General features: G+C 60.1%; 17 protein-coding genes. 5 read left to right on the top strand and 12 right to left on the bottom strand.

From position 1 onward, the window contains the following. Positions 1 to 87: 87 nt before the first annotated feature. The 12 genes from sucD to ACFOKJ_RS12840 form a co-directional block, all read right to left on the bottom strand. Positions 88 to 972, bottom strand: coding sequence for a succinate--CoA ligase subunit alpha (gene sucD / locus ACFOKJ_RS12895; RefSeq protein WP_174875517.1), 885 nt, complete (start codon positions 970 to 972; stop codon positions 88 to 90). Between the two features lie 27 nt (positions 973 to 999). Next, positions 1,000 to 2,169: an ADP-forming succinate--CoA ligase subunit beta gene (gene sucC / locus ACFOKJ_RS12890; RefSeq protein ID WP_390280217.1), complete on the bottom strand. Its 1,170-nt coding sequence runs from the start codon at positions 2,167 to 2,169 to the stop codon at positions 1,000 to 1,002. Positions 2,170 to 2,324: 155 nt separating this feature from the next. After that, positions 2,325 to 3,758, bottom strand: coding sequence for a dihydrolipoyl dehydrogenase (gene lpdA / locus ACFOKJ_RS12885; protein WP_390280216.1), 1,434 nt, complete (start codon positions 3,756 to 3,758; stop codon positions 2,325 to 2,327). Between the two features lie 72 nt (positions 3,759 to 3,830). Then, entirely contained in the window at positions 3,831 to 5,063 is a 1,233-nt protein-coding gene (odhB, locus tag ACFOKJ_RS12880; RefSeq protein WP_390280214.1) for a 2-oxoglutarate dehydrogenase complex dihydrolipoyllysine-residue succinyltransferase, read from the bottom strand. A gap of 54 nt (positions 5,064 to 5,117) precedes the next feature. Further along, on the bottom strand, positions 5,118 to 7,946 hold the full coding sequence (locus ACFOKJ_RS12875; RefSeq protein ID WP_390280212.1) for a 2-oxoglutarate dehydrogenase E1 component: 2,829 nt from the start codon (positions 7,944 to 7,946) through the stop codon (positions 5,118 to 5,120). 174 nt (positions 7,947 to 8,120) lie between these two features. Then, positions 8,121 to 9,410: a citrate synthase gene (gene gltA, locus ACFOKJ_RS12870; RefSeq protein WP_390280210.1), complete on the bottom strand. Its 1,290-nt coding sequence runs from the start codon at positions 9,408 to 9,410 to the stop codon at positions 8,121 to 8,123. Positions 9,411 to 9,467: 57 nt separating this feature from the next. Further along, complete coding sequence (locus ACFOKJ_RS12865; protein ID WP_390280208.1) at positions 9,468 to 9,716, bottom strand: FAD assembly factor SdhE; 249 nt, start codon at positions 9,714 to 9,716, stop codon at positions 9,468 to 9,470. Further along, a complete protein-coding gene (locus ACFOKJ_RS12860; RefSeq protein WP_390280206.1) occupies positions 9,713 to 10,417 on the bottom strand; it encodes a succinate dehydrogenase iron-sulfur subunit in 705 nt (234 codons plus the stop codon). The genes ACFOKJ_RS12865 and ACFOKJ_RS12860 overlap by 4 nt, the downstream gene beginning before the upstream one ends. 21 nt (positions 10,418 to 10,438) lie before the next feature. Next, positions 10,439 to 12,205, bottom strand: coding sequence for a succinate dehydrogenase flavoprotein subunit (gene sdhA, locus ACFOKJ_RS12855; RefSeq protein ID WP_390280204.1), 1,767 nt, complete (start codon positions 12,203 to 12,205; stop codon positions 10,439 to 10,441). Then, positions 12,205 to 12,549 (bottom strand): succinate dehydrogenase, hydrophobic membrane anchor protein, encoded by a 345-nt coding sequence (gene sdhD, locus ACFOKJ_RS12850; protein ID WP_390280202.1) that lies wholly within the window; start codon positions 12,547 to 12,549, stop codon positions 12,205 to 12,207. Before sdhD ends, sdhA begins: the two co-directional genes overlap by 1 nt. Next, entirely contained in the window at positions 12,543 to 12,917 is a 375-nt protein-coding gene (gene sdhC / locus ACFOKJ_RS12845; RefSeq protein WP_390280200.1) for a succinate dehydrogenase, cytochrome b556 subunit, read from the bottom strand. Before sdhC ends, sdhD begins: the two co-directional genes overlap by 7 nt. 226 nt (positions 12,918 to 13,143) lie before the next feature. Next, positions 13,144 to 13,872 carry a GntR family transcriptional regulator gene (locus ACFOKJ_RS12840; RefSeq protein WP_390280198.1) on the bottom strand — a complete coding sequence of 243 codons (729 nt, stop codon included), beginning with the start codon at positions 13,870 to 13,872 and terminating at the stop codon, positions 13,144 to 13,146. Positions 13,873 to 14,079: 207 nt separating this feature from the next. On the opposite strand from ACFOKJ_RS12840, the gene ACFOKJ_RS12835 reads away from it, so the two are divergent. The 5 genes from ACFOKJ_RS12835 (at position 14,080) to ACFOKJ_RS12815 (ending at position 20,691) form a co-directional block, all read left to right on the top strand. After that, the gene (locus ACFOKJ_RS12835) at positions 14,080 to 15,066 is read left to right on the top strand and encodes a malate dehydrogenase (RefSeq protein ID WP_349588903.1); all 987 of its coding nucleotides are present in this window, start codon (positions 14,080 to 14,082) and stop codon (positions 15,064 to 15,066) included. 108 nt (positions 15,067 to 15,174) lie between these two features. Further along, positions 15,175 to 16,279 (top strand): peptide chain release factor 2 gene (gene prfB / locus ACFOKJ_RS12830; protein ID WP_390280233.1). Its coding sequence is split into 2 segments (ribosomal slippage): positions 15,175 to 15,255 and positions 15,257 to 16,279, totalling 1,104 coding nucleotides; the frame shifts between segments, so codons are not numbered across the junction. 59 nt (positions 16,280 to 16,338) lie between these two features. Next, positions 16,339 to 17,853, top strand: coding sequence for a lysine--tRNA ligase (lysS, locus tag ACFOKJ_RS12825; protein WP_390280196.1), 1,515 nt, complete (start codon positions 16,339 to 16,341; stop codon positions 17,851 to 17,853). Positions 17,854 to 18,497: 644 nt separating this feature from the next. Further along, a complete protein-coding gene (locus tag ACFOKJ_RS12820; RefSeq protein ID WP_390280194.1) occupies positions 18,498 to 19,208 on the top strand; it encodes a TnsA endonuclease N-terminal domain-containing protein in 711 nt (236 codons plus the stop codon). After that, positions 19,186 to 20,691 carry a hypothetical protein gene (locus ACFOKJ_RS12815; protein WP_390280192.1) on the top strand — a complete coding sequence of 502 codons (1,506 nt, stop codon included), beginning with the start codon at positions 19,186 to 19,188 and terminating at the stop codon, positions 20,689 to 20,691. Before ACFOKJ_RS12820 ends, ACFOKJ_RS12815 begins: the two co-directional genes overlap by 23 nt. Positions 20,692 to 20,759: the final 68 nt, after the last annotated feature.

Below are 20,759 nucleotides of genomic sequence, written 5' to 3'. Positions count from 1 at the left end.
TGGCCGCAGGGCAGGACATGCTATGTACCGGACAACAAAAAACCCCGCCAGTTGGCGGGGTTTGCTGTCTGTTCAGACCGTGGCAGATCAGATCATGCCCTTGGACTTCAGCAGTTCGAACATGGTCTTGCCGATTTCGGCCGGGCTGCGGGTGTAGGCGATGCCTGCACGCTCGAAAGCCTTGAACTTCTCTTCGGCAGTACCCTTGCCGCCGGAGATGATGGCGCCGGCGTGACCCATGCGCTTACCTTTCGGGGCGGTAACACCGGCGATGTAGCCTACTACCGGCTTGGTCACGTACTGCTTGGCGAATTCGGCAGCTTCTTCTTCAGCGGTACCACCGATTTCACCGATCATGATGATGGCGTCGGTATCCGGATCATCCTGGAACAGCTTCAGGGAATCGATGTGGGAGGTACCCGGGATCGGGTCGCCGCCGATACCGATACAAGTGGACTGGCCCAGGCCCAGGGCGGTGGTTTGTGCCACGGCTTCGTAGGTCAGGGTGCCGGAGCGGGACACGATACCGATGCGGCCCGGGTTGTGGATGTGCCACGGCATGATGCCGATCTTGCACTCACCCGGGGTGATGATACCCGGGCAGTTCGGGCCGATCAGGCGGATGCCGGCTTCGTCCACGGCTTTCTTCACGTACAGCATGTCCAGGGTCGGCACGCCTTCGGTGATGCACACGATCAGCTTCACGCCGCTGTCGATGGCTTCCAGGATGGAATCCTTGGCGAAAGCTGCCGGTACGTAGATCACGGAAGCGTCAGCCTGGGTCTCGCGAACGGCGTCCTTCATGGTGTTGAACACCGGCAGGCCCAGGTGCTCAGCACCGCCCTTGCCCGGGGTAACGCCACCAACTACCTTGGTGCCGCACTTCAGTGCCTGTTCGGCGTGGAAAGTACCGTTCTTGCCGGTGAAACCTTGCACCAGCACTTTGGTGTCTTTGTTTACCAATACGCTCATTTTGAAATCCTTATGCGGTGCGGGTGATTAGAGGGCGGCAACGGCAGCAACGATTTTCTCGGCTGCGTCGTTCAGGCCCTGGGCGGAGGTCAGTTTCAGACCGGATTCGTCCAGGATCTTGGCGCCCAGCTCGGCGTTGTTGCCTTCCAGGCGCACAACTACCGGCACGGTCACGTTCACTTCCTTCACCGCGGCGATGATCGCTTCAGCAATCATGTCGCAACGTACGATACCGCCGAAGATGTTGATCAGCACGCCCTGCACCGAAGTGTCGGCCAGGATCAGCTTGAACGCTTCGATCACGCGCTCCTTGGTAGCGCCGCCGCCCACGTCCAGGAAGTTGGCCGGCTGGCCACCCTTCAGCTTGATGATGTCCATGGTAGCCATGGCCAGACCGGCGCCGTTCACCATGCAACCGATGTTGCCTTCCAGTGCCACGTAGTTCAGGTCGAACTCGGAAGCTTTCACTTCACGCTCGTTCTCCTGCGACTTGTCGCGCATGGCCAGCAGTTCCGGGTGACGGTACAGGGCGTTGGAGTCCAGGTTGATCTTGCCGTCCACGCAGGCCAGTTCGCCGTTTTCACGCAGCGCCAGCGGGTTCACTTCGAACAGCGCGAAGTCGTTCTCGATGAAGGCCTTGGCGGCGCCCAGGAACAGTTTGGTGAAAGCGGCAACCTGTGCGCCTTCCAGACCCAGTGCGAATGCCAGGTCACGGCCCTGGAACGGCTGCGGGCCAACCAGCGGGTTGATCTCTACCTTGATGATCTTTTCCGGGGTTTCCTCGGCAACCTTCTCGATCTCCACGCCACCTTCGGTGGAGGCCATGAACACCACGCGCTGGGTGCCACGGTCAACCACGGCGCCCAGGTACAGTTCGCGCTGTACCGGGTACATGTCTTCACATACCAGCACGCTGTTTACCGGCTGGCCGGCGGCGTCGGTCTGATAGGTCACCAGGTTGGTGCCGATCAGGGTCTTGGCAACTTCAGCAGCTTCTTCGCGGCTCTTCACCACTTTTACGCCACCGGCCTTGCCACGGCCACCGGCGTGGACCTGGGCCTTCACAACGGCAAATTTGCCGCCCAGCTTGTCGTAAGCAGCAGCAGCTTCTTCCGGCGAGTTGGCCAGAATGCCCTGTTGCACCGGCAGGCCGTACTTGGCCAGCAGCTCTTTCGCTTGGTATTCGTGCAGGTTCATTGATTTTCCTTTCGGGTGGAAATGATGGCGGGGCCTGTCTGGCCTACGTCTCTATTCCTTGGCTGCTCGCACAGCCTTATTTTTGCCGGTGGCAGCCGCGAGCGACTGCCACACCGTTCACGTGGGCCGGCACATTGTACACGGCCCGGGTAGCTTTAGCCGTGCAGCGCGCGCTTGTCGGCGGCCAGTGCGGCTTCGTGCACCACCTCGGACAGCGACGGGTGGGCGTGGACAATGCGTGCCAGGTCTTCGCTGGCAGCCTTGAACTCCATCGATACCACGCCTTCGGTCACCAGCTCGGACACCATCGGGCCGATCATGTGCAGGCCGAGGATGCGGTCGGTCTTGGCGCAGGCCAGCAGCTTGACGGTACCCTGGGCATGGCCCAGACCCAGCGCGCGACCGTTGGCCGCAAAACCGGAAGTGCCTTTCTTGTACTCAATGCCTTCGGCCTTGAGCTGCTCTTCGGTCTTGCCGACCCAGGCGATTTCCGGCGAGGTGTAGATCACCCACGGAATCACGCCGAAGTCCACGTGCGGCTTCTGGCCGGCGATGCGCTCGGCAACCGCCACGCCTTCTTCAGACGCCTTGTGCGCCAGCATCGGGCCGCGCACCACGTCGCCAATTGCCCACACGTTCGGCAGGTTGGTGTGGCAGTGATCGTCCACAACCACGAAACCGCGCTCGTCCAGCTGCAGGTTCACGCTGTCGGCGCCGAGGCCGGCGGTGTTCGGTACGCGGCCGATGGCCACGATCAGCTTGTCGAACTCTGCCTTCACGGCTTCGCCGTTCAGCTCGTAGTTCACGGTGACGCTGTTGGCGCCCTTGCTGATTTCACCGATCTTCACGCCCAGCTTGATGTCGAGGCCGGTATCCTTGGTCAGGGTCTTGAACGCTTCCTTGGCGATCTGCTGGTCAGCAGCGGCCAGGAAGGTCGGCATGGCTTCCAGGATGGTCACGTCGGCGCCCAGGCGCTTCCATACCGAACCCATTTCCAGGCCGATCACGCCGGCACCGATCACGCCCAGACGGGCCGGTACATCGGTCAGCGCCAGTGCGCCGGCATTGTCCAGCACGATCTGGTTGTCGGTCGGAAGACCCGGCAGCTGGCGCGGGTTGGAGCCGGTGGCGATGATCACGTGGCTGGCTTCCAGGGTGTCCACCACGGCACCGTTGTCGGTAACCTCGATGACCCACTTCTCGCCCTGGCGGGATTTCAGCGTGCCCAGACCATGGATGTTGGCAACCTTGTTCTTCTTGAACAGGAAGGCAATACCGCCGGCGTTCTTGGTGATGATGCCGTTCTTGCGCTCCAGCATGGTGGCCACGTCCATCTTGGCACCGTCTACCGAGATGCCGTGCTTGGCGAAGTCATGCTGGATGGCGTGGAAGTTTTCCGAGGACTGCAGCAGTGCCTTGGACGGGATGCAACCCACGTTCAGGCAGGTGCCGCCCAGGGAGGCCTTGCCTTCCGGGTTCTTGAATGCATCCACACAAGCGGTGCTGAAACCCAGCTGGGCCGCACGGATGGCTGCTACGTAACCGCCGGGGCCGCCGCCGATCACTACTACGTCGAATTGTTGGCTCATTGAATAATTCCTTTGCACGTTGCGGCCAACCCTGGGGTTGGCCGCACGCGGATGTGCCGAAGCAGGCTGTACTTACAGGTCGAGGATCAGGCGGGCCGGATCTTCGATGGCGTCCTTCACTGCCACCAGGCTCAGTACTGCTTCGCGACCATCGATGATGCGGTGGTCGTAGGACTGGGCCAGGTACATCATCGGGCGAACCACAACCTGACCGTTTTCCACTACCGCACGTTCCTTGGTGGCGTGCATGCCCAGGATCGCGGATTGCGGCGGGTTGATGATTGGGGTGGACATCATGGAGCCGAAGGTACCGCCGTTGGAGATGGTGTAGGTACCGCCGGTCAGCTCTTCCACGGTCAGCTTGCCTTCCTGGGCGCGCTTGCCGAAGTCGGCGATCTGCTTCTCGATCTCGGCCAGCGACAGCTGGTCGGCATTGCGGATTACCGGCACTACCAGGCCACGCGGGCTGCCTACTGCCACGCCGATGTCGAAGTAGCCGTGGTAGATGATGTCGGTGCCATCAACCGAGGCGTTCACTACCGGGTATTTCTTCAGCGCGGCAACCACGGCCTTCACGAAGAAGCCCATGAAGCCCAGCTTCACGCCGTGCTCTTTCTCGAACTTGTCCTTGTAGCGGGCGCGCAGATCCATCAACGGCTTCATGTTGACTTCGTTGAAGGTGGTCAGGATGGCGTTGGTCTGTTGCGACATCACCAGACGCTCGGCCACGCGCTGGCGCAGGCGGGACATCGGCACGCGCTGTTCCGGACGGCCGGACAGTACCGAGGTGCTGATCGCCGGGGTGGAGGCCAGTGCCTGGCCCACGTTGGCCGCAGCAGCGGCCGGAGCGGCAGCAGCCGGCTTGGCGGCAGCCACGTCTTCTTTCAGGATGCGACCGTCACGGCCGGAGCCGGCTACGTCGGCCAGGTTCACGCCGGTTTCTGCGGCCAGCTTGGCAGCGGACGGCATGGCGGCGCCACCGGTGGCGGCAGCCTGTACCGGGGCAGCGGCGGGTGCAGCAGCCGGTGCGGCCGCGGCGGCCGGAGCGGAGGCACCTGCGGTGGCTTCGGTATCGATGTGGGCGATCAGCTGGCCGGAGGTTACGGTGGCACCGTCCTGCTCAATGATCTTTACCAGCACGCCGGCCAGCGGTGCCGGCAGTTCCAGTACCACCTTGTCGGTTTCCAGATCGATCAGGTTTTCGTCACGGGCAACGGCCTGGCCGACTTGCTTGTGCCAGGTCATCAGGGTGGCTTCGGATACGGATTCCGGCAGCTGGGGGACTTTGACTTCAATGATGGCCATTGTTCTTCTCCATTAAGGGGCGGCGCAGGGCCGCCCCGTTCTTATGTGCAGGTGTTATTTGTTGAACGACAGGGCTTCTTCGACGAAGGCCTTGAGCTGGGATACGTGCTTGCTCATATAGCCTACGGCCGGGGAGGCGGACGACGGGCGGCCAGCGAAATCCAGGGTCTGTTTGCCGTTGAGCAGGCCTTCCAGACGATGGCGGATCTGGTACCAGGCGCCCTGGTTTCGCGGCTCTTCCTGTACCCAGACCAGTTCTTTCACGTGGGCATACTGGGCCAGTTCGGCCTGCAGCTGCTCGGTCGGGAACGGGTACAGCTGCTCGATGCGCACGATGGCCACGTCTTCTTCCATGCCGCGTTCCTTGCGACCGTTCACCAGGTCGTAGTAAACCTGGCCGGCACACAGCAGCACGCGCTTTACCTTCTTGGCATCCTTGATCGACGCATCGCCGATCACCGGGCGGAAGCTGCCGGCGGTCAGGTCGGTGATCGGGCTCATGGAGTCCTTGTAACGCAGCAGGCGCTTGGACAGGAAGATCACCAGCGGCTTGCGGTACGGACGCAGTACCTGGCGGCGCAGCACGTGGAACATCTGGCTGGCTTCGGACGGCATCACGATCTGCATATTGTGCTCGGCGCACAGCTGCAACCAGCGTTCCAGGCGGGCGGAGGAGTGCTCCGGGCCCTGGCCATCGTAGCCGTGCGGCAGGATGGTGGTCAGGCCGCACAGACGGCCCCACTTGGTTTCGCCGGAGGAAATGAACTGGTCGATGGCTACCTGGGCGCCGTTGGCGAAGTCGCCGAACTGGGCTTCCCAGATCACCAGCTGGTCCGGAGCGGAGCAGGCGTAGCCGTATTCGTAGGCCAGTACCGCTTCTTCGTTCAGGATCGAGTCGATCACCAGGAACTCGCCCTGGTTGTCGCTCATATTGCGCAGCGGTACGTAGCTGCCCTGGTCCCAGCGCTCGCGGTTCTGATCGTGCACCACGGAGTGACGGTGGGAGAAGGTGCCGCGGCCGGAGTCTTCACCGGAGATGCGCACGCCGTAGCCGTTGGTTACCAGGCTGGCGTAGGCGGTGATTTCCGCCATGCCCCAGTCCAGCTGCTGTTCGCCGCGGGCCATGGCCATGCGGGCTTCCTGCACCTTCTTCACGGTCGGGTGCAGCTTGAATTCTGCCGGCACGCTGGTGAATTTCTCGGCCAGGCGGATGATGTCGGCCTGCGGCAGCGAGGTGTCGGTGGGGTGGGCCCAGTGGGTGCCCTGGTACTGGCTCCAGTCCAGCGCGTGCTCGCGGCGGTAGTTGGACAGTACGGTCTGCTCGACATGCTCGCCCTTGTCCAGTGCATCGCGGTAGGCGCGGATCAGATCCTCGGCTTCTTCCGCCTTCAGCACGCCCTCGGCCACCAGGCGCTGCGCGTACAGTGCGCGGGTGCCCGGGTGCTTGGCGATGCGCTTGTACATCATCGGCTGGGTCAGGAACGGGTCGTCGCCCTCGTTGTGGCCCAGTTTGCGGTAGCACACCAGGTCGATTACCACGTCCTTGTTGAAGGTCATGCGGTAGTCGAGTGCGGCCTGCATTACGTAGCACACCGCTTCCGGATCGTCGCCGTTCACGTGGAAGATCGGCGCTTCGATCATCTTGGCCACGTCGGTACAGTACAGCGTGGAGCGCATGTCGCGGGTGTCGGAGGTGGTGAAGCCCACCTGGTTGTTGATCACCAGGTGCAGGGTGCCGCCGGTACCGTAGCCGCGGGTCTGCGACAGGTTGAAGGTACCCTGGTTCACGCCCAGGCCGGCAAAGGCCGAGTCACCGTGAATCAGCAGCGGTACCGCGGTCTTGCGCTCGCTGTCCTTGCGGCGGTCCTGGCGGGCACGTACCGAACCTTCCACCACCGGGTTCACGATTTCCAGGTGCGACGGGTTGAACGCCAGCGAAACGTGCATCGGGCCACTGGCGGTGGGGATGTCGGAGGAGAAGCCCATGTGGTACTTCACGTCACCGGAAGCCAGATCCTGTGCGGCCTTGCCTTCGAATTCGGCGAACAGGTCGCGCGGCAGCTTGCCCAGGGTGTTTACCAGCACGTTCAGGCGGCCACGGTGGGCCATGCCGATGATCAGCTCTTCGATACCGTGGCTGGTACCGGTCTGGATCAGGTGGTCCAGCGCGGCGATGGCGGCTTCGCCACCTTCCAGCGAGAAGCGCTTCTGACCCACGTAGCGGGTATGCAGGTAGCGCTCCAGGGTCTCGGCGGCGGTAATCTGCTTGAGGATGCGCTTTTTCTTGTCGGCGCCGTAACGCGGGGTGGACAGATCACCTTCGAAGCGCTGCTGGATCCAGTGCTTTTCTGCGGAGTTGGTGATGTGCATGTATTCCACGCCGACATTGCCGCCGTAGGTCTGCTTCAGACGGGCAATGATGTCGGACAGCGGCAGCTTCTGCGGGGCAACCAGCGAGCCGACGTTGAACTGCACGGCCATGTCGGCGTCGGTCAGGCCGTGGGTGGCCGGTTCCAGTTCGCGGACAGTGGCCTGATCCATGCGCTTGAGCGGATCCAGATTGGCCTGGCGGGAGCCAAGCACGCGCCAGGCGGAGATCAGCTTCAGCACGCCTACCTGCTTCTGCATCGACTCCCAGTTGGCCGCATCGCTGCTGCGCTGGCCGCTGATCGGCTTCTTGGCCAGCTGGATGAAGGATTCCTGAATCGGCTGGTGTGCCACGTCGCGGTCGGCGGCGCCCGGCGTCATGGCCAGCTTGTCGAAGTAATCCCGCCATTCCGCCGGAACCACGTTCGGATCAGCGAGGTACTGTTCGTACAGCTCCTCGATGAACGGTGCATTCCCACCAAACAGGTGAGAATGACTGTACATGGATTGCATCATTGTTCGACCCTTTTGTCTGCGTTGCAGCTTTGCTAAAACCGTTTTGACAAAGTAGATGGCGCTACAGCTATTGCAGCCACCGGCTTTGACGGAACGCTCTTGGCGTGCTGTTTGTTGTGTTGGTATCTGGGGGTAAAAAGGTTGGCCGCATTGCGGCCAACCTGTGTCATGCGCTTAGCGCTTGGCGACCGGTACGAAGTCGCGGCGCGGTGAGCCGGTGTACAGCTGGCGCGGACGGCCGATCTTCATGCCCGGGTCGGCGATCATTTCGGTCCAGTGCGAGATCCAGCCCACGGTACGTGCCAGAGCGAAGATCGGGGTGAACATGGATACCGGGATGCCGATGGCGGACAGCACGATGCCGGAGTAGAAGTCCACGTTCGGGTACAGCTTGCGCTCGATGAAGTACGGGTCTTCCAGCGCGATCTTTTCCAGCGCCATGGCCAGCTTGAACTTCGGATCGTTCTGCAGGCCCAGCTCGGTCAGCACTTCGTCGCAGGTCTGCTTCATGATGGCGGCGCGCGGGTCCATGTTCTTGTACACGCGGTGGCCGAAGCCCATCAGCTTGTAGCGCTTGTCCTTCACGCCCTGCATGAAGTCGGCCACGTGATCCACGCTGCCGATTTCGTCCAGCATCTTCAGCACGGCTTCGTTGGCGCCACCGTGGGACGGGCCCCACAGGCAGGCGATACCGGCGGCGATACATGCGAACGGGTTGGCACCGGAGGAGCCGGCCAGACGCACGGTGGAGGTGGAGGCGTTCTGCTCGTGATCGGCGTGCAGGGTGAAGATGCGGTCCAGCGCGCGGGCGGTAACCGGGTTCACCTTGTACTCTTCGCACGGGGTGGAGAACATCATGTGCAGGAAGTTCTCGGCGTAGGTCAGACCGTTCTTCGGGTAGGAGAACGGCAGGCCCTTGTTGTAGCGGTACGCCTGGGCTGCGATGTTCGGCAGCTTGGCGATCAGGCGGTGGGCCGAGATCTTGCGGTGTTCCGGGTTATTGATGTCCAGCGAGTCGTGGTAGAAGGCGGACAGCGCGCCAACCACACCCACCATCACGGCCATCGGGTGCGCGTCGCGGCGGAAACCCTTGTAGAAGCTGATGATCTGGTCATGCAGCATGTTGTGGCGCATGATGCCGCGCTCGAACTCCTTGCGCTGCTCTGCGTTCGGCAGTTCGCCGTTCAGCAGCAGGTAGCACACTTCCAGGTAGTCGCTGCTTTCCGCCAGTTGTTCGATCGGGTAGCCGCGGTAGTACAGCTGGCCCAGGTCACCATCGATGAAGGTGATCTGCGATTCGCAGCTGGCGGTGGCCAGGAAGCCCGGGTCGAAGGTGAACATGCCGGTCTTGGAGAAGGCGCGGATGTCGACGACGTCCGGACCCAGGGTGCCCGGCAGTACCGGCATCTCCAGCGCATCCTTGCCGTCGTTGTAGGTGAGCGTTACTTTGCGATTGTTTTCCACAGCAATACTCCCAGTTTCAGTTTGTGGTCGTTGTAATGTGTTTGCTGCAGCGGCCAGTCACACTGTCCGCAATATCCCGATGATGTGTGTCAGCTCGGGATCGGGTACTTCCGCCTTGCCATTGACGTAATCAAGGAAGTCCGTGTCGTCCAGCTCCAGGCACTTCCGGTACGCGGCAAGCTCCGCCGCGGTGAGCTGCTCGAAACGGCTGGCGAGGAAACGTTCCAGCACCAGATCGAGTTCGAGCAGGCCGCGGCGGGAGCGCCAGCGGATCCGTTTGATTTCAACCGGATCGATTGCGGTCATACGGCACGCTTGACCATCAGGTCCTTGATCTTGCCGATCGCCTTGGTCGGGTTCAGGCCCTTCGGACACACGTCAACGCAGTTCATGATGCTGTGGCAGCGGAACAAGCGGTACGGGTCTTCCAGGTTGTCCAGACGCTCGTTGGTGGCGGTGTCGCGGGTATCGGCAATGAAGCGGTACGCCGCCAGCAGGCCGGCCGGGCCAACGAACTTGTCCGGGTTCCACCAGAACGACGGGCAGGAAGTGGAACAGCACGCGCACAGAATGCACTCGTACAGGCCATCCAGCTCCAGGCGGTCTTCCGGAGACTGCAGACGTTCCTTTTCCGGAGCCTGGGTGTCGTTGATCACGTACGGCTTGATCGAGTGGTACTGCTTGAAGAACTGGGTCATGTCCACGATCAGATCGCGGATTACCGGCAGGCCAGGCAGCGGGCGCAGCTCGATCGGCTGTTTCAGGTCGGCCACGTTGGTGATGCAGGCCAGACCGTTCTTGCCGTTGATGTTCATGGCGTCGGAGCCACAGATACCTTCACGGCAGGAGCGGCGGAACGACAGGGTGTCGTCCATTGCCTTCAGCTTCACGATCACGTCCAGCAGTTTTACGTCGTTCGGGCCGAGCTCGATCTCGTAATCCTGCATGTACGGCTTGGCGTCTTTGTCCGGGTCGTAGCGGTAAATGGAAAAACGTGTTTTGCTCATGTTCGATCTCCTGGTCGCCGCTTAGAAGGTACGCTCTTTCGGCGGGATGTAATCCACCGACAGCGGCTTGGTGTGCACCGGCTTGTAGCTCAGGCGACGGTCATCGCCGTAGTACAGGGAGTGCTTCATCCACACCTCGTCGTCACGCTGCGGGAAATCGGCGTGGGCGTGGGCGCCACGGGATTCCTTGCGCGCTTCGGCGGCGATCAGGGTAGCTACCGCCACTTCGATCAGGTTTTCCAGCTCCAGCGCTTCCACGCGGGCGGTGTTGAACACCTTGGACTTGTCCTTGATCTGGGTGCGCTTCACGCGCTCGGCCACTTCCTGGATTTCCTTCACGCCCAGCGACAGGTTCTCGGAATTGCGGAACACGGCGGCACGGGCCTGTACGGTACGCTGCATGGCGTTACGCACTTCGGTCACATCTTCGCCATTGGTCTGGTTGTCCAGGCGGCTGATGCGGGCCAGCGAGCGCTCGGCGGCATTGGCCGGCAGCGGCTTCCAGGTCGGCATCTCGTTCTTGATGAACTCGACCATGCTGTCACCAGCAGATTTGCCGAATACCACCAGGTCGAGCAGCGAGTTGGTGCCCAGGCGGTTGGCGCCGTGTACCGATGCACAAGCGCATTCGCCGGCGGCGTAGAAACCGTTGACGCGGTTTTCCGGATTGTCGCCCTGCGGTACCACCACTTCGCCACGGTAGTTGGTCGGAATACCGCCCATCTGGTAGTGGCAAGTCGGGATTACCGGGATCGGGTCCTTGATCGGGTCCACGCCGGCGAACTTGATGGCGATCTCGCGGATGCCAGGCAGACGCTGCTTGATGATGTCCGGACCGAGGTGGTCCAGCTTCAGCAGCACGTAGTCCTTGTTCGGGCCGCAACCACGGCCTTCCAGCACTTCCTGCTCCATGGAGCGGGCCACGAAGTCACGCGGAGCCAGATCTTTCAGGTTCGGTGCGTAGCGTTCCATGAAACGCTCGCCATTGCTGTTCAGCAGGATGCCGCCTTCGCCGCGCACACCCTCGGTGATCAGCACGCCCGCGCCGGCCACGCCGGTGGGGTGGAACTGCCAGAATTCCATGTCTTCCAGCGGGATGCCTGCACGCACGCACATGCCCAGGCCGTCACCGGTGTTGATGAAGGCGTTGGTGGAGGCGGCGTAGATACGGCCGGAACCGCCGGTGGCGAACAATACCGCCTTGGCGTGGAAGATGAAGACTTCACCGGTTTCCATTTCCAGGGCGGTTACGCCTACCACGTCACCGGCTTCGTCACGGATCAGGTCCAGCGCCATCCATTCCACGAAGAACTGGGTGTTGGCACGTACGTTGCGCTGGTACAGGGTGTGCAGCATGGCGTGGCCGGTACGGTCGGCGGCAGCACAGGCACGTTGCACCGGGGTCTCACCATTGTTCTGGGTGTGGCCGCCGAACGGGCGCTGGTAGATCTTGCCGTTTTCCAGACGGTCGAAAGGCATGCCGAAGTGCTCAAGCTCGATCACGGCTTCAGGCGCCTTGCGGCACATGAATTCGATGGCGTCCTGGTCACCCAGCCAGTCCGACCCCTTTACGGTGTCGTACATATGCCATTCCCAGCGGTCTTCCTGCACATTGCCCAGCGAAGCGGAAATGCCGCCCTGCGCTGCTACGGTGTGGGAACGGGTCGGGAATACTTTGGAGAGTACGGCGGTTTTCAGGCCGGACTCGGACAGTTGCAGGGCAGCACGCAGACCTGCGCCACCGCCGCCAACAATCACTGCGTCAAAACGACGAACAGGTACAGTCATTACAGCCCCCAGACAACCTTAAGCGAATAGATGAAACAGGACACCAGCCAAACCGCGGTCAGGGAGTGCATGGTGAGACGCACGCCAACCGGTTTGATGTAGTCCATCCACAGGTCACGAATGCCAACCCAGGCATGCATGAACAAGGCCAGCAGGGTGGTCTGGGTCAGTACTTTCACCCAGGTCATGCTGAACAGGGTTTTCCAGCCTTCGTAGCCGGCCGGCATGGCCAGCAGGAACAGCACCAGCAGAATGGTGTAGGCCAGCATGATCACCGCGGTGATGCGCTGGACGATCCAGTCCTTCAGGCCGTAGTGAGCGCCAACAACGTTGCGGTTTACCATAGGATCGCCCCCAGGATGACGGTCAGGGACAGGCTGACAGCCAGTACGATCTTGGCGGTCGCACGGGCGGTTTGCAGTTCCAGGCCCTTGTGGATATCAAGAAACAGGAAACGGACGCCGGCAGTGGCGTGATGCAGGAAGGCCCACAGGAAACCGATCAGGATCAGCTTCATCAGCGGGTGAGCAACTACTGCGTGGTAGCTATCGAAAGTTTCGGCGGAGCTGAGCGAGCCGGAGAGGAGGTAGATCAGTAGCGGCAGGGCGAAGAAGAGTGCCACGCCGCTGATCCGGTGCAGGATCGAGACGATGCCCGGAACAGGCAGTCTGATCTTCCCCAGATCGAGGTGCTTTGGTCGTTGCTTCTGCATAGAGCTTCCTTGGATGTGCATGTACCAAGTGGTTATATTGGGCTTCGCTGTACGGCCGCGAAGTCCTCTGAACGGGGACGTTGCTGCTGCCCCCACCCGATTGAAAACATGTCGAACCGATGCTGCAGGTGCAACATGTGCGTAAATTTTAGCAAATAAGCGCCATCATGCCGACGCCTGACAAATTGCGGTCGCTTTTTTGCATTTTTGCGACATTGCAATCTGCTTACTGCTCTTGCTGGCGGCTTAGCCCCAGTGTGCCGGTCAGGCACCAGCGCTCACGCCATTCCAGTGCCTGCCCCTGCATGTCTTCCGCCAGCCGCAGGTAGAACAGCGCCGGCTCGCCTTCGCGCGCATGCAGCAGCTGGGCTTCCTCCCGTGGCAGCCCGATGGCTCGCCATTGTTCGGCCTTCACCCGCAGGCGCACGCCGAAATGCTGTTGCAGTACCGCCCAGACTCCCACGCTCTGGCGCAGCCAGCGCACATCCAGTGCTTCGAAGCGCTCCAGCGGCAGCGTGACTTCATCCAGCGCCACGATCTGCCCCTGCTGGCGCCACAGCAGGCGGATGCGGTGTACCGCGGCGCCGCGGCGCAGCCCCAGGGTTGCGGCCAACTCGTCGCTGGCATGGCCGCGCTGGATACCCAGGAATTCGCGTACCAGCCGGTCCGGTTTTTCGCGCAGCATGCCCGGCGACACCATGCTCATGCCGGCCCAGTCATCCAGCGGCTCGGCCACGAAGGTGCCACGCCCCTGCTGGCGATACAGCACGCCATCATTGACCAGATCGGTCAGCGCCTTGCGTACCGTACCCTGGCTTACCGAGAACTGCTCTGCCAGATCCCACTCGCTGGGCAGCAGCTCGTTGCTGTCCCATTCGCTATCCGCCACCCGCTGCAGTATTTGCTGTTTGATCTGCTCGTAGAGTGGCAGGCGAAGTAGGGATTTGGCATTCATGGCTGCTTTTTAACATCAAATAAATCAAGCGTAAAGCCTAGTCTTATATAAGACACAAGACAAATCTTGCGAAGGGGTGCGGATGCAGGGTAAGGTGATGGCCACAAACCGTAACTTGCGTGCTACACTCCGGCTCTATTGCATAGCAACATGCGCAAGTCAGAGCATGTGCACGCACCATCGCCACGTCCAAAGGAGAGTACCTAGATGAAAGCCCCCGTACGCGTTGCCGTTACTGGCGCAGCCGGTCAGATTGGTTACGCCCTGCTGTTCCGTATCGCCTCCGGTGAAATGCTGGGCAAGGACCAGCCGGTGATTCTGCAACTGCTGGAAATCCCCGACGAGAGGGCTCAGAACGCGCTCAAGGGCGTGATCATGGAGCTGGAAGACTGTGCCTTCCCGCTGCTGGCCGGCATCGAAGCGCACAGCGATCCGATGACTGCCTTCAAGGACACCGATTACGCGCTGCTGGTGGGTTCCCGTCCGCGCGGCCCGGGCATGGAGCGTGCCGAGCTGCTGTCCATCAACGGTGCCATCTTCATTGGTCAGGGCAAGGCCCTGAACGCCGTGGCTTCCCGCGACGTGAAGGTACTGGTAGTGGGCAACCCGGCCAACACCAACGCCTACATCGCCATGAAGTCCGCGCCGGACCTGAATCCGAACAACTTCACCGCCATGCTGCGCCTGGACCACAACCGTGCCGCCAGCCAGATCGCTGCCAAGACCGGCAAGGCCGTGGCCGATATCGAGAAGCTGACCGTGTGGGGCAACCACTCGCCGAGCATGTACGCTGACTACCGCTTCGCCACCATCAATGGTGAGTCGGTCAAGTCCATGATCAACGACGAAGCCTGGAACCGCGACGTGTTCCTGCCGACCGTGGGCAAGCGTGGCGCCGCCATCATCGCCGCCCGTGGCCTGTCGTCCGCTGCTTCCGCTGCCAACGCTGCCATCGACCACATGCGCGACTGGGCACTGGGCACCAACGGCAAGTGGGTGACCATGGGTATTCCGTCCGACGGTTCCTACGGCATTCCGAAAGACGTGATGTTCGGCTTCCCGGTAACTTGCGAGAATGGCGAGTACAAGATCGTACAAGGCCTGGAAATCGACGAATTCAGCCGTGAACGCATCAACTTCACCCTGGCTGAGCTGGAAGAAGAACGCGCAGGCGTTGCCCACCTGCTGGGTTGATGTCTGAGTGTTGCAGGCAAAAGCGCACCGCGAGGTGCGCTTTTTGTCTTTACTGAATTACCGTAATCAGCGGCAAAATGTTCTTTATTGTGGAGGTTCTACACCATGATTGAAGCAGAAGTTCTCAATCAGATTCAGGCCCAGATCGACGATCTGAGCGCGCGCAACACCGATATCCGGGGGTATCTTTGACTTCGACGGCAAAAAAGACCGTCTGGAAGAAGTTTCCCGCCTGACCGAAGATTCGGACATCTGGAACGACCCGAAGAAGGCCCAGGAACTGGGCCGCGAGCGCAAGCAGCTGGAAGACGTGGTACTGGTGATCGAAGGTATCGCCGCTACGCTGGCCGACTGCGCCGAGCTGTTCGACATGGGCAAGGCCGAGGATGACGACGATACCATCCTCGCGGTGAAGGCCGACCTGGACGAGGTCGAGGCCAAGCTTGCCAAACTGGAATTCCGCCGCATGTTCCACGATCCGATGGACCCGAACAACTGCTTCGTGGACATCCAGGCCGGAGCGGGCGGCACCGAGGCGCAGGACTGGGCCGGCATGCTGCTGCGCATGTACGTGCGCTACGCCGAACGCAAGGGCTTCAAGGTAGACATCCTGGAAGAGTCCGAGGGCGACGTGGCCGGCATTACCAGCGCCACCATCAAGATCGAAGGCGAATACGCCTACGGCCTGCTGCGTACCGAAGTGGGCGTGCACCGCCTGGTGCGCGTGTCGCCGTTCGACTCCAACGCGCGCCGCCATACCTCGTTCTGTTCCGTGTTCGTGTACCCGGAAGTGGACGACAGCTTCGAGATCACCATCAACCCGGCCGACGTGCGCACCGATACCTACCGCGCTTCCGGTGCGGGTGGCCAGCACATCAACAAGACCGATTCCGCCGTGCGCCTTACCCACGCGCCGACCGGCATTGTGGTGCAGTGCCAGAACGACCGCTCGCAGCACCGCAACCGTGATGAAGCCTGGCAGATGCTGCGTGCCAAGCTGTACGAACGCGAGCTGAAACTGCGCAATGAAGCCAAGCAGTCACTGGAAGACAGCAAGACCGACGTGGGTTGGGGTCACCAGATCCGCTCCTACGTGTTCGACCAGTCGCGCATCAAGGATCTGCGCACCAGCTACGAAGTGGGCAACATCAAGGCAGTGATGGACGGCGACCTCGACGGTTTCATCGAAGCCAGCCTGAAGCAGGGCGTGTAACGCATAACCGGGGTTGGCCGCAGCATGCGGCCAACCTTTGACAATTGACGGAGATTTCCATGTCGGAACAAGAATCCAGCCTGGTGCAACATGATGAAAACCACATCATGGCCGAGCGTCGCGAGAAGCTGAAAGCGCTGCGCGAAGCCGGTGTTGCCTTTCCCAATGACTTCAAGCGCGAGCACCTGGCCGGTGATCTGCACGTGGCCTACAACGACAAGGCCAAGGACGAGCTGGAGCCGCTGAACGTACACGTGGCCGTTGCCGGCCGCATGATGCTCAAGCGCGTGATGGGCAAGGCCAGCTTTGCCACCATCCAGGATATGTCCGGCCAGATCCAGCTGTACATCAACGACCAGGGCGTAGGCCCGGAAGTGCACAGCGCGTTCAAGCACTGGGACATGGGCGACATCGTGGCTGCCAAGGGCATCCTGTTCAAGACCAACAAGGGCGAGCTGTCGGTGAACGTGACCGAGTTGCGCCTGCTGACCAAGAGCCTGCGCCCGCTGCCGGACAAGTTCCACGGCATGACCGACCAGGAGCAGAAATACCGCCAGCGCTACGTCGACCTGATCACCAGCGACGACAGCCGCAATACCTTCATCAAGCGTTCCAAAATCGTGCAGACCGTGCGCGAGGTGATGGTGGGCGAGGGCTACCTGGAAGTGGAAACCCCGATGATGCACCCGATTCCGGGTGGCGCCACTGCCAAGCCGTTCGTTACCCACCACAATGCGCTGGACATGCCGCTGTACCTGCGCGTGGCGCCTGAGCTGTACCTGAAGCGCCTGGTGGTGGGCGGTCTGGAACGCGTGTTCGAGATCAACCGCAACTTCCGTAACGAGGGGATGAGTACCCGCCACAACCCCGAGTTCACCATGATCGAGTTCTACGAGGCCTACAGCGACTACCAGCGCATGATGGACCTCACCGAGAACATCATCCGCCGCTGTGCCATTGCCGCCACCGGCCATACCGTGGTGAGCTACAACGGCAAGGAAGTGGACCTGGGCAAGCGCTTCGACCGCTTCACCATCGTTGGTGCCATCAAGCACTACAACCCGCAGTACACCGACGAGCAACTGTTCGACGCCGAATGGGTTGCCTCCGAGATCAAGCGCCTGGGTGGCAAGCTGCCGCCGGCACCGGGTCTGGGCAGCCTGCAGCTGGCGCTGTTCGAAGAATGCGCCGAAGGCCTGCTGTGGAACCCGACCTTCATCATCGATTACCCGGTGGAAGTGTCGCCGCTGGCGCGTGGCTCCGATACCCAGCCGGGCATCACCGAGCGTTTCGAGCTGTTCATCGTTGGCCGCGAGCACGCCAATGGCTACTCCGAGCTGAACGATCCGGAAGACCAGGCTGCGCGCTTCCTGTCGCAAGTGGAGCAGAAGGACGCCGGCGACGATGAAGCCATGCATTACGACGCCGACTACATCCGCGCCATGGAATACGGCCTGCCGCCGACTGGTGGCTGCGGTATCGGCATCGACCGCCTGGTGATGCTGCTGACCGACGCACCGTCGATCCGCGACGTGATCCTGTTCCCGCACATGCGTCACGAACACCACGGCTAAGCCGCCTGCGGTTGTTGTAGGTCAGCAGAGTTTGTGAAAAGAATCAGCACAAACTGAAAAATCAAGAGGTAGCAAACCAAGGCCCCAGCAGAGATGCTGGGGCTTTTTGCATTTAGCCAGCTAAATTCAAATATTTACATTATTTGCTGCTATAAAAATTTTCGCCGCGAAAATATGCATCAAATTATGTATAAATAGGCAGTTTTTTCTACATCGATTTGAGGTGTAATCTGGTATGACCTATTAAAGGCGGGGGTTTGGTGTTGCTCTTGCTGGCTATTTTGTTTTTTCACTGGTGAAAGAGTATTAATTAATATTTTTATCCAAAAAACTAAATGCTGACCTATAATGGAAGGTGCCTCGTCACTTGGATTTCGTGATGGGTTTGTGCACTCAAGACTGAGAAGGAGAACGGCTATCGAAGAAAATGCAAAGAGGAAGTACTGGAAACAAGAAAGGGCAAGCGACTAGCGCTTGCCCCTCACTTGAACCTTAGGACCGAAGAGATCGATCGAAAGGGCGGACACCCAAAGTATCGTCTCTTCCCCCTCCGTAGGTCAAGTCTCCGTTCGTCATTATTTTTGGATCTCGTCAGCAGGAGAGGCGCTGATGCGTCTGTAGCTAGGCGAGGCCAAGGAGATATTATGGCTTATCACTTATGTGCTACTGGCCCGTGGCTAGGCTGGCATAGAGACTCTCACACGCCCGTTCGCCAGGTCGTCGCTCCGACTGGCGGCAGCATTCGCGGGTATTTCCCCTCCATCAAGACAGGAAGAATGATCGGGTATGAGCAGTTGCTTGAACTCGATGCCCTCTATTTGCTCGAGTTCAGCCCGCAAGTGCTGGATATCAAGGAGCAACCGTTCAAGTTTCACTATGGGCTCTCAGGGCGTATGCGGCGCTATACCCCAGACTTTGCTCTGACACTGTCTGATGGCTCTGCGCTAGTGATCGAAGTCAAGCCTTCTCGTTCTTTGGCGAAGCATGAGGTACAGGCAAAAATGGAGGCCATTGAGGAAGCCATGGGCAGGCAAGGCTACAACTTTCTCGTCAGGAGCGAGGTTGAAATTCGTCGCGAGCCCCGGCTTGGCAACCTGAAGCAACTCTTCAAGTATCGCCGTAATGCAGTTACTGCAGATCTTCTCATTGGCCTGCAGAGGCTGGTCAAGCTGCATAAGTCGAACCCGGTCATGATGCTCGGGGAATTTGCTGATTTGCTTGGGTCAATGAAGCTGGCAATGGCCCTGCTGGCAAATGGCCAAGTCAGTTATGACTCTGACGCCCCCCTCGGCAGCAAGCTGGCTGTAACCATCAACCGACGGGAGGTGAGCCATGGCCTCGAGAATTGGCTTTAACCACGGCAGTCACTTTCTGCTTGATGGCAGGGAGGTCAGGATTACGCGAGTGATTAGTGGCAACTTGGTCACGCTTGAGGATGTGATATCTCTTGTTGTGTATCAGCACCCTGTTGAGCAGCTGCTGGCTTGGTGGACTTGTGGCCGTATAACGCCCAAAGCTCCACTACATCATGATGCCGGACATGCTGAACGACCAAGTTTGACAGTTTTTTTAAGTAACTTTTCTCAAACTCTATCAGACAAGGCACTCAGGAAAAAACGCTACCTCGACACCCTGATGGCGTGGAAAGACAAGGTTGTTTTTAGCGCCAACAAGCTCAAGCCGATCCTGACAGAAATTGCCCAGCAACTCGGTGATGAACATCCTCCTAGTCCGTCGTCCGTTTATCGCTGGTGGCAGGCGTTTGCCTGTCGTGGTGAAGCGCCGCTAAGTCTGATCGACCGTACTGCACACCAAGGTTGGTTTGGCTGTCGTTTCCCAGAGGAAGTCCAGGAACACCTCATTGATCTCATTGAGCATCGATATTTGGAACCTCCTGGGTGCAGTGTGGTGGACATCCGTGATGCCCTACAAGTTCGACTCAGCCAGCTAAATGGATTACGCCCTTTAGATGGCCAGCTCAAGCTGCCGAGTTATGACACCGTTCGTCGTGCCATTAAGTCCTACCCCGCGTACGAGCACGCCGTGGCTAAGTATGGCAAACAAGAAGCTTCCATTCGCTTCCGGACCAGCATGTTTAGTCCAAAGACGAAGCACATTTTGGAAGTGGCGGAGATCGATCACACACCAGTCGATCTGTTCATCGTCGATGAAAACACCATGCTCCCCTTGGGGCGGCCAACCCTGACGCTTCTCATCGACCGCAAGAGCAAGATGATCTTGGGCGTTTACGTCAGTTTTGGAGGACCGAGCACCGAGGCCGTTTTCAAGTGCCTTCGGCATGCCATCTTGCCGAAAGACTATCTGCGCGAACGTTATCCGCGGGTTGAAGGCGCGTGGCCTTGCTATGGACTAATACAGACTCTGGTTTGCGATAACGGGTTGGAATTTCACAGCAAGGCGTTGGAACAGGCGTGTTTCGAGCTTGGCATCGTTCTACAGTTCTGTCCGAAGCGCAAACCCTACTTCAAGGGCATGGTGGAACGTGCCTTTCGTTCGATTGCGAATGGATTCTTTCACGCTCAGAAGGGTACCAGCCTGTCGAACTGGATGGAGCGCCATGGCTATGACCCGCTGAAGACAGCTGTAGCAACATTTGATGAGTTCATGTACGCATTGCACATCTGGATCGTGGATGTCTACTCTGTACGGTTTCATCGTGGGTTGAACCGACCGCCACTGGGCGTGTGGCAGGATGGTGTTCATGACAATCCTCCCCAGCTACCGGATCTTCATGTTTTGGATGTGGCGCTGATGGAATATCAAGAACGCGTGTTGTGGCACCGACGTCCCCCCATTCTCAGTAGCACTGAGCATTAGAGTCCGAGGCTAATTTACCTGATTTCTCAGCGAGTGATTTGGCGTAGGCCGCCGGCGTCAAACCACCC

Source organism: Vogesella amnigena (assembly GCF_042648905.1).
GTDB classification, from domain to species: Bacteria; Pseudomonadota; Gammaproteobacteria; order Burkholderiales; family Chromobacteriaceae; genus Vogesella; species Vogesella amnigena.
This window is presented reverse-complemented; position numbering and strand designations above follow the sequence as displayed.